The organism is Pseudomonas sp. SWRI154 (assembly GCF_014268645.1).
GTDB classification, from domain to species: Bacteria; Pseudomonadota; Gammaproteobacteria; order Pseudomonadales; family Pseudomonadaceae; genus Aquipseudomonas; species Aquipseudomonas marvdashtae.
Genome location: NZ_JABWQW010000018.1, coordinates 31,812 through 45,056, shown reverse-complemented (window position 1 = coordinate 45,056; position 13,245 = coordinate 31,812). Strand labels below are relative to the sequence as shown.

The following is a 13,245-nucleotide window of genomic DNA, read 5'->3' as shown; positions in this document are numbered from 1 at the left end:
ACCTCGACTTGCAGTCAGCTTCCTAGAACAGCACGCGGCAACGAATGGTGCCGTTGATGTGCTGCAGCTTCTCTTGCGCCAGGTCCGAGTATTCGGCATCGACGTCGATCACGACGTAGCCGACTTTCTCGTTGGTCTGCAGGAACTGACCGGAAATGTTGATGCCGTTTTCCGCGAAGACCTTGTTGATCTCGCTCATCACACCCGGGATGTTCTCGTGGATGTGCAGCAGGCGATGCTTGCCAGGGTGGGCCGGCAGGGCTACTTCCGGGAAGTTCACCGACGACACCGAGGTACCGTTGTCGCTGTACTTGACCAGTTTTTCCGCCACTTCCAGGCCGATGTTGGCTTGGGCTTCAGCGGTGGAACCGCCGATGTGCGGGGTCAGGATCACGTTGTCGAGGCCACGCAGCGGGCTCTCGAAGATGTCGTCGTTGGAGCGTGGCTCCACCGGGAACACGTCGATGGCGGCGCCGATCAGGTGCTTGTCCTTGATCGCGTCGGCCAAGGCGTCGAGCTTGACCACCGTGCCGCGAGCGGCGTTGATCAGGATCCCGCCTTTCTTGATGGCCCGGATTTCCTTCTCGCCGATCATCCATTGGGTGGCGGCGGTTTCCGGCACGTGCAAGGTGACGATGTCGGACATGCCCAGCAACTCATGCAGGTTGTTCACCTGGGTCGCGTTGCCCAGCGGCAGCTTGGTCACAGTGTCGTAGAAGAACACCTGCATGCCGAGGCCTTCGGCGAGTACCGACAACTGGGTGCCGATCGAGCCATAGCCGACGATACCCAGCTTCTTGCCGCGGATTTCGAAGGAATTGGCCGCGCTCTTGATCCAGCCGCCACGGTGGCAGGAAGCGTTCTTCTCAGGGATGCCGCGCAGCAGCAGGATCGCTTCGGCCAGCACCAGTTCGGCAACGGAGCGGGTGTTGGAGTACGGCGCGTTGAACACCGCGATACCACGCTCACGGGCTGCGTTGAGGTCGACCTGGTTGGTGCCGATGCAGAAGCAGCCGACCGCGACCAGTTTCTTGGCGTGGTCGAAGATCTCTTCGGTCAATTGGGTACGGGAGCGAATGCCGATGAAGTGAGCATCGGCGATCTTTTCCTTGAGCTGGGCTTCCGGCAGAGAACTGGTGATGTACTCGATGCTGGTGTAGCCCGCCGACTTGAGGACGTCGACAGCCGATTGGTGGACGCCTTCGAGAAGAAGGAACTTGATCTTGCTCTTATCGAGAGAAGTCTTGCTCATCTGCGTAAACCTGTGTCCCGGAGAAAATGGCAGGGAATCGGGCAGCATAGGCTGGCCCGACCGGCATGACAGCCGTCGCCGCAGAACAGCCGTTGGGCACTACGCTGCGGGGTCGGTATGCTAGCATATGCCCCCCGCAAACACCCATTCCTGCGACGTGAAGCGTTCTCAGGATGACCATGAATTGTTCGAGAGTTCTGTCGATGACCAATCCTGCCGTGATAGATGAGCTGAAGACCCTGGTTGAGCCTGGCAAGGTCTTGACCGATGCCGACTCGCTGAATGCCTACGGCAAGGATTGGACCAAGCATTACGCACCCGCACCGACCGCCATTGTCTTTCCCAAGACCACCGAGCAAGTCCAGGCCATCGTGCGCTGGGCCAATACACACAAGGTCGCGCTGGTTCCCTCGGGCGGGCGTACAGGGCTTTCCGCCGCAGCCGTGGCGGCGAACGGTGAAGTCGTGGTGTCATTCGACTACATGAACCAGATTCTCGACGTGAACCTGACTGACCGCACTGCCGTGTGCCAGCCGGGCGTGGTCACCGAGCAATTGCAGAACAAGGCCGAGGAACACGGCCTGTACTACCCGGTCGACTTCGCTTCGGCGGGTTCCAGCCAGATTGGCGGCAATATCGGCACCAATGCCGGCGGGATCAAGGTCATTCGCTACGGCATGACTCGTAACTGGGTCGCGGGCATGAAGGTCGTCACTGGCAAGGGCGACCTGCTGGAACTGAACAAGGACTTGATCAAGAACGCCACCGGCTACGACTTGCGGCAGCTGTTCATCGGCGCCGAGGGCACGCTGGGCTTCGTGGTCGAAGCCACCATGCGCCTGGACCGGGCTCCGAAAAACCTCACTGCCATGGTCCTCGGTACGCCGGACTTCGACTCGATCATGCCCGTGCTGCATGCCTTCCAGGACAAGCTCGACCTGACCGCATTCGAATTTTTCTCCGACAAGGCCTTGGCCAAGGTCCTCGGTCGCGGCGACGTGCCCGCGCCGTTCGAAACCGACTGCCCGTTCTATGCGCTGCTGGAATTCGAAGCGACCACCGAAGAAGTCGCCAACCATGCGCTGGAAACCTTCGAGCACTGCGTCGAACAGGGTTGGGTGCTCGATGGCGTGATGAGCCAGAGCGAAACCCAATTGCAGAACCTGTGGAAACTGCGCGAGTACATCTCCGAAACCATTTCCCATTGGACGCCGTACAAGAACGACATCTCGGTCACGGTTTCCAAGGTCCCTGGCTTCCTGCGGGAAATCGACGCGATCGTCGGCGAACATTACCCGGATTTCGAAATCGTCTGGTTCGGCCACATCGGCGACGGCAACCTGCACCTGAACATCCTCAAGCCGGAAAACCTGAGCAAGGATGAGTTCTTCGCCAAATGCGCGACCGTGAACAAATGGGTCTTCGAAACCGTGGAGAAGTACAACGGCTCGATCTCCGCCGAACACGGCGTGGGCATGACCAAGCGCGACTATCTGACGTACAGTCGTTCTGCGGTTGAAATCGACTACATGAAAGCGGTAAAGGCCGTTTTCGACCCTAACGGCATCATGAATCCGGGCAAGATTTTCGCGATTTGACCCATAAACACCTGATGAAAATTCGAAAAGGCAGGAGTCGGTAATGAGCTATCAGCACCAGTATCTCGACGGCACGCGTATTCATTTCCCGCTGGGCAAGGTGGTGTGCATCGGCCGTAACTATGCCGAACACGCCAAGGAATTGGACAACCCGGTGCCCACCGAGCCTTTGCTGTTCATCAAGCCAGGCAGTTGCGTGGTGCCGCTGGAAGGTGGTTTCAAGATCCCGACCGATCGCGGCTCGGTGCACTACGAGGCGGAAATCGCCGTGCTGATCGGCAAGCCGCTGTCCACCAAACCCAGCGTCGAAGAAGTGCTGGACGCTATTTCAGGCTTCGCCCCGGCCTTGGACCTGACCCTGCGCGACAAGCAGGCCGAGCTCAAGGGCAAAGGCCTGCCGTGGGAAGTCGCCAAGTCCTTCGACGGCGCGGCAGTGATCGCCCCCTTTGTCTCGAAGGACGCGTTTGCTGACCTGACCGACATCCCCGTGCGCTTGACCATCAACGGCGAAGTGCGCCAGGACGGCAACAGCAGCCTGATGCTCAACCCTATCGTGCCGATGATTCAATACATGGCCGGCTGCTTCTCGCTGCAGGCCGGCGACGTGATTCTCACCGGTACTCCGGCGGGCGTCGGACCACTGAACGTGGGCGATGAGCTGGTGCTGGAGTTGCCGGGCGCGAGCCGTTTCGAGAGCAGCGTTCGTTAATCGCAACGGTTGTTACCGCGCTCCGTGTCCAATAGCAGGACGCGGAGCGCTCGTTGAGACATTCCCATGCAAAAACACGGGGCCATCGGTGCCGTAGCGTTTACCGTTTTTTTCACATGCCATCCGGATAATTCCGGGGAATGCGGCATCTGAGCCCAGCCATTCCCCAAGCACGAATTATCTGGAACGCATTCCTGATGGCCAAGACCCAAGCCCTGCCCACCCCCAAACCCACCCGCCGCTTTCGCTTCGTCCTGCCTTGGTATGCCTGGTCGCTGTTGGCCGTGGCCGCCGCTTATGGCTTGGCGTTTGTTATGCATTGGGATGACCGCGGCCTGCTCTGGGTGTCCGAGCGTTTCGAGAGTCCGGCGCAGCGCCAGGAAAGCATCTGGTTACCGGACTACCGCGCCGTGATCGACGCCAAGCCGTTGCCGGGCATGGAGAAGGACGAAGCCTCCGATGTGACCTACAACCGGCAAACCAGGACCTTGTTTGCCGTCATGGGCAAGAACCCGTTCCTGGTGGAATTGAGCCTGCAGGGTGAAGTGCTGCGCAAGATGCCCTTGGTGGGCTGGAGTAATCCAGAAGGCGTGTCCTATATGGAAAACGGCCTGCTGGCTATCACTGACGAGCGAAGCCATACCCTGTCGCTCGTCCAGGTCGATGCCAATACGCAAACGCTGAACTACAAGGATTTCCCCCAGTACGACCTGGGCGCGTCTGATAATCAGAACAAGGGGTTCGAGGCGATCGCCTGGGATCCTCGCAACCAGCAATTGGTGCTGGGCGAAGAGCGTCCACCGGCGCTGTTCACGTGGAAAAGCGACGGCAGTCCACTGCTCAAGGGCGACAAACAGATCCATGTCAGCCATGAACTGGACCTGCGCAACCTTTCGGCCTTGGCTGTCGACCCTCGCACAGGTCACATGTTGCTGCTCTCTGCCGACTCCCATTTGCTGCTTGAGCTGGATGAGGAAGGTGAACAGGTCAGTTTCATGACGTTGCTGGGCGGCTTCAACGGGCTGAAAGACACGGTCCCCCGCGCGGAAGGCGTTACCGTCGATGAGGCCGGCAACATCTATATGGTGAGCGAGCCGAACCTGTTCTATCGTTTCGAAAAATCACGCTGATAGCGGTCCTGTAGGGCAATTCCTCTAACGTTGTAGGATGTGGCAGTCGGCCATTAAGCTTCAGTTCAGGCAGTCGTGGTATTTCCAACCACCTGTTCTTATCGAGCTCATCTCACATGCGTCGACTCGCCCGTCCCAAGTTCCTGATCCCGCTGCTGATGATCGTGTTGATTACGCTGGTCGCAGCGGGCCAGTACCTGCGTTTGTTCGAGCGCGCCTGGTTCAACCTGAACACCTTTTGGCATCCGCTCAATGAACAAGCGATCTCGTTGGATCAATACCAGGTCACGCTTGAGGCACAGGTAATCGAGGGGTTGGACGACGACGTTTCCGCGCTGACGTTCGATCCGATCCGCAAGAGCCTGTTCACCGTCACCAACAAGAATGCCGAGCTGATCGAGTTGTCACTGGATGGCAAGATATTGCGGCGCATCGCCCTGGTCGGGTTCGGCGATCCGGAAGCAGTGGAATTCATCAGCGAGAACATTTACGTCATCACCGACGAGCGCCAACAGCGGCTGATCAAGATTCATCTGGAGGAAGACACCCGGTTCCTCGACGCAGCCGATGCCGAGCAAATGACGCTTGGCGTGCACATGAGCGGCAACAAGGGTTTCGAAGGCCTGGCTTACGATTCGGTGGGCAAACGGCTATTCGTGGCCAAGGAGCGCGATCCGATGCTGATTTATGAAGTGCACGGTTTTCCCCACCACAATCCAGAGAAGTCCTACGCAGTCCACGTCATCAACAATCCCAAGCGCGATGCCGGATTATTTGTGCGCGACCTCTCCAGCCTGCAATACGACGAGCGCAGCGGCCATTTGCTGGCACTGTCCGATGAGTCGCGGTTGATTATCGAACTGGATATCGACGGCCGGCCGTTGAGCACGCTGTCGTTGAGCAAGGGGCGCCACGGCCTGCAGAAAACCATCCCCCAGGCCGAGGGCCTGGCGATGGACGACGACGGCAATTTGTACGTGGTGAGTGAGCCGAACCTGTTCTACGTATTCAAGAAACCGCAGCTCGACTGACAGGGAAAAACCCCCTCACCACAACTGTGCCCGTCACTCCATCGGATCAAGCCTTGAGGGTCTTCACCCCTTCACTGGTCCCCAGTAGCAGCACATCTGCCGGGCGCGCAGCGAACAAACCATTGGTGACCACACCGACGATGGCGTTGATCTGGCGCTCCAGTTCTACTGGATGGGTGATTTGCAAATTGTGCACATCCAGGATGATGTTGCCGTTATCGGTCAACACGCCTTCGCGATACACCGGATCTCCGCCCAGTTTCACCAACTCGCGGGCAACGTGGCTGCGGGCCATGGGGATGACTTCCACCGGCAATGGGAACGCGCCGAGCACCGGCACCAGTTTGCTGGCGTCAGCTATGCAGATGAAGGTCTTGGCCACCGCCGCGACGATCTTCTCGCGGGTCAACGCCGCGCCGCCGCCCTTGATCAGGTTCAGATGCTCGTCGCTTTCGTCGGCGCCATCGATGTAGAACTCCAGGTCGCTCACCGTGTTGAGCTCATACACAGCAATCCCGTGGCCCTTCAGCCGCGCGGCGGTGGCTTCGGAGCTGGCGACCGCGCCGTCGAACGCACCTTTGTGCTGCGCCAGCGCGTCGATGAAGCAATTGGCCGTGGAGCCGGTGCCGACCCCGACGATGCTCTTGTCATCCAGCTTCGGGAGGATGAAGTCGACGGCGGCCTGGGCCACGGCCTGTTTGAGTTGATCCTGGGTCATGCGGGCTCCGAGGGTGCCGAGAGGGAACGAAAGGCCGGCATTATAGGCGTAGAAACCGTGGCGAGGGAGCTTGCTCCCGCTTGAGTGCGAAGCGCTCATCGCTTTTTCTGGGGCCGCTGCGCGACCCAGCGGGAGCAAGCTCCCTCGCCACGGGGGTTTCTGTGCTCAAAGTGCCTTAATTCGTGTGGTCGCCCGGCCAAAAGCCGGGTTAGACTCCTTGGCCCTGCCCAACCCGCCCAGTGATGCTTTCCGATGCTTGAACAGTACGTCAAAAAGATCCTCACCTCGCGCGTTTACGACGTTGCCGTAGAAACCCCGCTGCAGACCGCCCGCCAGCTCTCCGAGCGGCTAGGCAACAATATCTGGCTCAAGCGGGAAGACTTGCAGCCGGTGTTCTCGTTCAAGATTCGCGGGGCCTACAACAAGCTGACCCAGCTCAGCGATGAAGAACGCGCACGCGGCGTGGTCACCGCGTCGGCGGGCAACCATGCCCAAGGCCTGGCACTGGCGGCCAAGGTCTTGGGGGTCAAGGCCACCATTGTCATGCCCAAGACCACCCCGGAGATCAAGGTCGAGGGCGTGCGTTCCCGTGGCGGCAAAGTGGTGTTGCATGGTGACTCGTTCCCCGAAGCCCTGGCGTACTCGTTGAAGCTGGTCGACGAAAAAGGCTACGTCTACATCCACCCGTATGACGACCCTCACACCATTGCCGGGCAGGGCACGGTGGCGATGGAGATCCTGCGCCAGCACCCCGGACGCCTGGATGCGATTTTCGTCCCGGTGGGCGGTGGCGGGCTGATTGCCGGGATCGCGGCCTACGTGAAATACCTGCGCCCCGAGATCAAGATCATTGGCGTCGAGCCGGACGACTCCAATTGCCTGCAAGCAGCCATGGCCGCGGGCGAGCGCGTGGTACTGCCGACGGTGGGCCTGTTCGCCGACGGCGTTGCCGTGGCGCAGATCGGCCAACACACCTTTGATATCTGCAAGCACTACGTGGACGAAGTGATCACCGTCAGCACCGACGAAATCTGCGCGGCCATCAAGGATATCTACGACGATACCCGCTCGATCACCGAACCCGCCGGCGCCTTGGGCGTGGCCGGGATCAAAAAATATGTCGAATCGCGGGGCGTGAGCGGCCAGACCCTGGTGGCCATCGATTCGGGCGCCAACGTCAACTTCGACCGCCTGCGCCACGTCGCTGAGCGCGCCGAGCTGGGTGAAGGCCGCGAAGCGATCATCGCCGTGACCATTCCCGAGCAGCCGGGCAGCTTCAAGGCGTTCTGCGAAGCCATCGGCAAGCGCCAGATCACCGAATTCAACTACCGCTACAACACCGGCAGCGAAGCGCACATTTTCGTTGGCGTGCAGACGCACCCGGAAAACGACCCGCGCAGCGCGCTGATCGCCAGCCTGACCGAGCAAGGCTTCCCGGTGCTGGACCTGACCGACAACGAACTGGCCAAGCTGCACATCCGCCACATGGTCGGAGGCCACGCGGCGCATGTCATCGACGAGGTGGTGCTGCGCTTCGAATTCCCCGAACGACCGGGGGCGCTGTTCAACTTCCTCAATAAATTGGGCGGGCGCTGGAACATCTCCATGTTCCACTACCGCAACCATGGCGCGGCGGACGGCCGCGTGGTCGCAGGGTTGCAAGTGCCTCACGAGGAACGCCACCTGGTGCCGGCAGCCCTGGAAGAAATCGGTTACCCGTATTGGGATGAAAGCGATAACCCTGCGTATCAGCTGTTCCTGGGCTGATGAAACCGATCGGAGCTAGGCTGTTGAGCACGACTTAAGGAAATCGAACGATGGAAACGTTGATCACGCTGAAGATTGCCCATGGTGTCGCCACGGTATTGCTTCTGGCCGGCGCACTGGGGCTGGCCATCTGGACCTGGCGCACGCGCCGCAACGGTGACGCCACGGCGGCGGCCCGCACGTTGCAACGCCCACGGTTGTTTGTCTGGCTGGTGATGATCCTGGCACTGGCAAGCCTGCCATTCACGGGCTGGTGGATGGTCCACCTGATTGGCTGGCCGCTGGGGCAGACTTGGCTGCTGGCCTCCAGTGTGCTCTACACCTTGGCAGCGTTGACTGGATTCTGGCTGTTGGCGCGGTTGAATAAACAGCGCAGGGCACCAGGAGGTAGCGGCAAGTTTACCGTTGCCTTGGCACTGTTCAGTTTTATCTGCGTTGTCGCCATTGCCGGGCTGATGGGAGCCAAGCCGGTTTAAGAACCAGCCCGGCTTCATCGTTGGAACGCCACCTGGAGCAGGCCGGCGAAAGCTGTTTCAGCCGCGCAACGAAATCACCGGCCAACCGCGCTTTTCTGCCTCAGCCTTGAGATTCGGGTCCGGATCCACTGCCACCGGATGCGTCACCGCCTCCAGGAGCGGCAAGTCATTCATTGAGTCGCTATAGAAGTAGCTGCCGTCGAGCGAATATCCGGTTTCTTCCAGCCAACGGTTCAACCGGGTCACCTTGCCCTCGCGAAAACATGGGATGTCGGTGCTGCGCCCGCTGTAGCGCCCGTCGATCATCTCGCATTCGGTGGCGATCAGCGTTTCGACCCCCAGTCGTTCGGCAATCGGCGCGGTGACGAAGCGGTTGGTGGCGGTGATGATCACCAATTTGTCACCGGCGTCGCGGTGTTTTTTCAACAGTTCGATGGCCTGGGGCAGCACGATCGGCTCGATGCAATCGCGCATATAGTCCAGATGCCACTGTGCCAGCACTTCCATCTCGGTACGGCCAAGGATTTCCAGGCAGAAATTCAGGTACGCGGCGTTGTCGAGCTTGCCGGCCAGATAATCCTGGTAGAACTCGTCGTTGCGCGCCTTGTACGTGACGGCATCGAGGAAGCCGCGTTCGCACAGGTAATCGCCCCAGGCGTGATCGCTGTCGCCGCCCAGCAGCGTGTTGTCCAAGTCGAATAAAGCCAGCCGCATTGCAGTTACTCGCTGAAAATTCTGAAGAAAGGCGCTCAGAATACGGACTTTTCACAAGAGTGCACATAAGGTAGGAAGGCTCGTTGCTGCTTTCACAACCTTTGTGGAACAATGCGGCGACATGCGTTTGCGAGGTTGTTGCCGTGATCGATCCCGATGGTTTCCGTCCCAATGTGGGGATCATTCTTACGAATGATGCTGGGCAGGTGCTATGGGCACGCCGTATCAATCAAGACGCCTGGCAGTTTCCCCAGGGTGGGATCAATCCTCAGGAGACGCCGGAAGAGGCTTTATACCGCGAGTTGAATGAAGAAGTGGGGCTTGAGCGAGAGGATGTCGAGATACTCGCCTGCACCCGAGGCTGGTTGCGCTATCGTTTGCCGCAACGCCTGGTCAGGACGCACAGCCAACCGCTGTGCATCGGCCAGAAGCAGAAATGGTTTCTCCTGCGCCTGATCTCCAATGAGCAGCGGGTGCGGATGGATTTGACCGGTAAACCGGAGTTCGATGGCTGGCGCTGGGTCAGCTATTGGTATCCGTTGGGCCAGGTGGTGACATTCAAGCGCGAAGTGTATCGACGCGCCCTAAAAGAGCTTGCCCCGCGCCTGCTGACGCGCGACTGACGACGGAGTTCGACCCCGAGCCATGCTCAATACGCTGCGCAAGATCGTCCAGGAAGTTAACTCCGCCAAGGATCTCAAGGCGGCGTTGGGCATTATTGTATTGCGCGTCAAAGAGGCCATGGGCAGCCAGGTCTGCTCGGTCTATTTGCTCGATCCCGAGACCAACCGCTTTGTGCTGATGGCCACCGAAGGCTTGAACAAGCGCTCCATCGGCAAGGTCAGCATGGCCCCCAACGAAGGCTTGGTCGGCCTGGTCGGCACGCGTGAAGAACCCCTGAACCTGGAAAATGCCGCGGATCACCCGCGCTACCGCTACTTCGCCGAAACTGGCGAAGAACGCTACGCATCGTTCCTCGGCGCGCCGATCATCCACCACCGCCGTGTCGTCGGCGTGTTGGTCATCCAGCAGAAGGAACGCCGTCAGTTCGACGAAGGTGAAGAAGCCTTCCTCGTCACCATGAGCGCGCAACTGGCCGGGGTAATCGCCCACGCAGAAGCCACCGGTTCGATCAGCGGCCTGGGTCGCCAGGGCAAGGGCATCCAGGAAGCCAAGTTCGTCGGCGTCCCAGGCTCTCCGGGTGCGGCGGTGGGTACCGCGCTGGTCATGCTGCCGCCCGCCGACCTCGACGTGGTGCCAGACAAGACCATTTCCGACATCCCGGCCGAGCTGGGCTTGTTCAAGACCGCCATCGAAGGCGTGCGCGCCGACATGCGCGCCCTGTCGGCCAAGCTGGCGACGCAGCTGCGCCCTGAAGAGCGCGCGCTGTTCGACGTCTACCTGATGATGCTCGACGACGCGTCCCTGGGCAGCGAAGTGACCACGGTCATCAAGACCGGCCAATGGGCCCAGGGCGCGTTGCGCCAAGTGGTGACCGACCACGTCAACCGTTTCGAATTGATGGACGACGCCTACCTGCGCGAGCGCGCCTCCGACGTCAAGGACCTCGGCCGCCGCTTGCTCGCGTATTTGCAGCAAGAACGCCAACAGACGCTGGTCTATCCCGACAACACCATCCTGGTCAGCGAAGAGCTGACCCCGGCCATGCTCGGCGAAGTGCCTGAAGGCAAGCTGGCAGGGTTGGTCTCGGTATTGGGTTCGGGCAACTCCCACGTGGCGATCCTCGCCCGGGCCATGGGCATTCCCACGGTGATGGGCGTGGTGGACCTGCCGTATTCCAAGGTCGACGGCATCCAGATGATCGTCGATGGCTACCACGGCGAGGTCTACACCAACCCCAGCGACGTGCTGCGCAAGCAGTTTGCCGATGTGGTGGAAGAAGAGAAGCAACTTTCCCTGGGCCTGGATGCGCTGCGGGACCTGCCGTGCATTACCCTCGATGGCCACCGCATGCCATTGTGGGTCAACACCGGCCTGCTGGCCGACGTTGCGCGGGCGCAGAAGCGTGGCGCCGAAGGTGTGGGGCTGTACCGCACCGAAGTGCCGTTCATGATCAACCAGCGCTTCCCCAGCGAAAAGGAACAGCTGGCGATCTACCGCGAGCAATTGTCCGCGTTCCATCCGCAGCCAGTGACCATGCGCAGCCTGGACATCGGCGGCGACAAATCCCTGTCCTATTTCCCGATCAAGGAAGACAACCCCTTCCTCGGCTGGCGCGGAATCCGCGTGACGCTCGACCATCCGGAAATCTTCCTGGTCCAGGCGCGCGCCATGCTCAAGGCCAGTGAAGGCCTGAACAACCTGCGTATCCTGTTGCCGATGATCTCTGGTACCCATGAGCTGGAAGAGGCCCTGCACCTGATCCACCGGGCCTGGGGCGAAGTACGCGACGAGGGCACCGACGTACCGATGCCGCCAGTCGGCGTCATGATCGAGATCCCGGCAGCGGTGTACCAGACCAAGGAATTGGCGCGGCAGGTGGACTTCCTGTCCGTCGGCTCCAACGACCTGACCCAATATCTGCTGGCCGTGGACCGTAACAACCCACGGGTAGCGGACTTGTATGACTACCTGCACCCGGCCGTGCTGCAGGCTTTACAGAACGTCGTGCGCGACGCCCACGCCGAAGGCAAGCCGGTGAGCATCTGCGGCGAAATGGCCGGCGACCCGGCGGCAGCGGTGCTGCTGATGGCGATGGGCTTCGACAGCCTGTCGATGAACGCCACCAACCTGCCGAAAGTGAAATGGATGCTGCGCCAGATCAACCTCAGCAAGGCCCAGGAACTGCTGGCGGAGCTGATGACCATCGATAACCCGCAAGTGATTCATAGCTCCCTGCAGTTGGCGCTGAAGAACCTCGGGTTGGCGCGGATGATCAATCCGGCTTCGAACAAAACGCTTTAGATCCTCCAGCGAGCGTCTGTGGCGAGGGAGCTTGCTCCCGCTGGTGGGCAAAGCCCGCCCAAAAAGCTTTGGGGCTACTTCGTAGCCCAGCGGGAGCAAGCTCCCTCGCCACGGATTATCGCCGGCATTAAGCGAGCAGCTCCACCTCCCCCAAATGCCCCCCATGCGGCCCGAAACTGCGCTCCACCAAATGCCGCGTCCCATCGGCATGAACAATCAACGCCGTGCTCGCCCGCGTCCCGTAGGCCGGGCTGGCAATGAACACACTCGACAGCAGCATCTCCGTCGCCAATCCCACCCCGGTGTCCGGTAGTTCTGCCATGGGCGCGGGCTGCGGATCATTCAGCAGTGCCAGCAGCGCCTGGGGTTGCGGATCGTCCAGCACCTCGACCAGCGCCGCCCGGGCCTTGAGCAATTTCGGCCAGGGCGTGTTCAGCCCAGCGTTAGACAGGCCATAAACCCCTTCAGCCAACTGTTGTGGCCGGGTATCCCGGGCGTTGTAGTGCCACAGTTCGGCGCCATCGCCGAGCAGCAGGTTGAAGCCACCGTACTCGCCGGCACGAGGCACGACTTCGCTCAAATAATCGGCAATCGAAAGACTTCCGGTCAGGAACCGCGCCACCAGTTCGCCGCGAGACTTGAATGCCGGCAGTTGGCCTGGGTCGCGGATGTTTGTCAGCGCGGCAAAGCGCCCCTGCGCGCGGACACCGAGCCAGGTGCCGCCAGCCTCCAGATCACGCCCGGCATATACGTGGGGGGCATCGGGCCATTGGGCCAGGGGCTGGGTCGGACGAGCGTAGAACTCGTCGCGATTGGCCGCCACGATCAGCGGCTGGGAGTGGCCGGGGCGCCAGGCAAATACGATCAGGCACATCAGGTTGTCCTGTTAAGAATGCCAATCCGTTAAAAGAATAAAGCCGAACAC

General features: G+C 60.5%; 12 protein-coding genes. 8 read left to right on the top strand and 4 right to left on the bottom strand.

Annotated elements, in window-relative coordinates; all coding sequences use genetic code 11:
- Window positions 1-22 precede the first annotated feature (22 nt).
- Window positions 23-1,252: a phosphoglycerate dehydrogenase gene (gene serA, locus HU806_RS16860; protein ID WP_003186856.1), complete on the bottom strand. Its 1,230-nt coding sequence runs from the start codon at window positions 1,250-1,252 to the stop codon at window positions 23-25.
- 203 nt (window positions 1,253-1,455) lie between these two features.
- On the opposite strand from serA, the gene HU806_RS16855 reads away from it, so the two are divergent.
- The 4 genes from HU806_RS16855 (at window position 1,456) to HU806_RS16840 (ending at window position 5,720) form a co-directional block, all read left to right on the top strand.
- A complete protein-coding gene (locus HU806_RS16855; RefSeq protein ID WP_186612538.1) occupies window positions 1,456-2,850 on the top strand; it encodes a D-2-hydroxyglutarate dehydrogenase in 1,395 nt (464 codons plus the stop codon).
- A 43-nt stretch (window positions 2,851-2,893) separates the two neighbouring features.
- Complete coding sequence (locus HU806_RS16850) at window positions 2,894-3,559, top strand: fumarylacetoacetate hydrolase family protein (protein WP_186612536.1); 666 nt, start codon at window positions 2,894-2,896, stop codon at window positions 3,557-3,559.
- A gap of 197 nt (window positions 3,560-3,756) precedes the next feature.
- Complete coding sequence (locus HU806_RS16845) at window positions 3,757-4,689, top strand: SdiA-regulated domain-containing protein (RefSeq protein ID WP_186612534.1); 933 nt, start codon at window positions 3,757-3,759, stop codon at window positions 4,687-4,689.
- A 116-nt stretch (window positions 4,690-4,805) separates the two neighbouring features.
- Window positions 4,806-5,720 (top strand): SdiA-regulated domain-containing protein, encoded by a 915-nt coding sequence (locus tag HU806_RS16840; RefSeq protein ID WP_186612532.1) that lies wholly within the window; start codon window positions 4,806-4,808, stop codon window positions 5,718-5,720.
- 46 nt (window positions 5,721-5,766) lie between these two features.
- Here HU806_RS16840 and rpiA read toward each other — a convergent pair whose 3' ends face one another.
- Window positions 5,767-6,438 carry a ribose-5-phosphate isomerase RpiA gene (rpiA, locus tag HU806_RS16835; protein WP_186612530.1) on the bottom strand — a complete coding sequence of 224 codons (672 nt, stop codon included), beginning with the start codon at window positions 6,436-6,438 and terminating at the stop codon, window positions 5,767-5,769.
- A 252-nt stretch (window positions 6,439-6,690) separates the two neighbouring features.
- Here rpiA and ilvA point away from each other — a divergent pair, with 252 nt between their 5' ends.
- The gene (gene ilvA, locus HU806_RS16830) at window positions 6,691-8,205 is read left to right on the top strand and encodes a threonine ammonia-lyase, biosynthetic (protein WP_186612528.1); all 1,515 of its coding nucleotides are present in this window, start codon (window positions 6,691-6,693) and stop codon (window positions 8,203-8,205) included.
- 50 nt (window positions 8,206-8,255) lie between these two features.
- Complete coding sequence (locus HU806_RS16825; protein WP_186612526.1) at window positions 8,256-8,681, top strand: DUF2269 family protein; 426 nt, start codon at window positions 8,256-8,258, stop codon at window positions 8,679-8,681.
- A gap of 57 nt (window positions 8,682-8,738) precedes the next feature.
- Here the strand turns inward: HU806_RS16825 and HU806_RS16820 are convergent, their stop codons facing one another.
- Complete coding sequence (locus HU806_RS16820; RefSeq protein ID WP_186612524.1) at window positions 8,739-9,395, bottom strand: histidinol-phosphatase; 657 nt, start codon at window positions 9,393-9,395, stop codon at window positions 8,739-8,741.
- Between the two features lie 143 nt (window positions 9,396-9,538).
- Between HU806_RS16820 and HU806_RS16815 the strand changes: the two genes are divergently transcribed.
- Window positions 9,539-10,018: an RNA pyrophosphohydrolase gene (locus HU806_RS16815; protein WP_003186867.1), complete on the top strand. Its 480-nt coding sequence runs from the start codon at window positions 9,539-9,541 to the stop codon at window positions 10,016-10,018.
- A 22-nt stretch (window positions 10,019-10,040) separates the two neighbouring features.
- Entirely contained in the window at window positions 10,041-12,320 is a 2,280-nt protein-coding gene (gene ptsP / locus HU806_RS16810; RefSeq protein WP_186612522.1) for a phosphoenolpyruvate--protein phosphotransferase, read from the top strand.
- Window positions 12,321-12,447: 127 nt separating this feature from the next.
- On the opposite strand, the gene HU806_RS16805 is transcribed toward ptsP, so the two are convergent.
- The gene (locus tag HU806_RS16805) at window positions 12,448-13,194 is read right to left on the bottom strand and encodes an NRDE family protein (protein ID WP_186612520.1); all 747 of its coding nucleotides are present in this window, start codon (window positions 13,192-13,194) and stop codon (window positions 12,448-12,450) included.
- Between the last annotated feature and the right edge of the window lie 51 nt (window positions 13,195-13,245).

Coding starts and splice junctions, on each gene's coding strand:
- HU806_RS16840 (WP_186612532.1), top strand. CDS start 4,806: ATGCGTCGACTCGCCCGTCCCAAGTTCCTGATCCCGCTGCTGATGATC.
- HU806_RS16805 (WP_186612520.1), bottom strand. CDS start 13,194: ATGTGCCTGATCGTATTTGCCTGGCGCCCCGGCCACTCCCAGCCGCTG.
- HU806_RS16820 (WP_186612524.1), bottom strand. CDS start 9,395: ATGCGGCTGGCTTTATTCGACTTGGACAACACGCTGCTGGGCGGCGAC.
- HU806_RS16855 (WP_186612538.1), top strand. CDS start 1,456: ATGACCAATCCTGCCGTGATAGATGAGCTGAAGACCCTGGTTGAGCCT.
- ptsP (WP_186612522.1), top strand. CDS start 10,041: ATGCTCAATACGCTGCGCAAGATCGTCCAGGAAGTTAACTCCGCCAAG.
- ilvA (WP_186612528.1), top strand. CDS start 6,691: ATGCTTGAACAGTACGTCAAAAAGATCCTCACCTCGCGCGTTTACGAC.
- HU806_RS16845 (WP_186612534.1), top strand. CDS start 3,757: ATGGCCAAGACCCAAGCCCTGCCCACCCCCAAACCCACCCGCCGCTTT.
- HU806_RS16850 (WP_186612536.1), top strand. CDS start 2,894: ATGAGCTATCAGCACCAGTATCTCGACGGCACGCGTATTCATTTCCCG.
- serA (WP_003186856.1), bottom strand. CDS start 1,252: ATGAGCAAGACTTCTCTCGATAAGAGCAAGATCAAGTTCCTTCTTCTC.
- rpiA (WP_186612530.1), bottom strand. CDS start 6,438: ATGACCCAGGATCAACTCAAACAGGCCGTGGCCCAGGCCGCCGTCGAC.
- HU806_RS16825 (WP_186612526.1), top strand. CDS start 8,256: ATGGAAACGTTGATCACGCTGAAGATTGCCCATGGTGTCGCCACGGTA.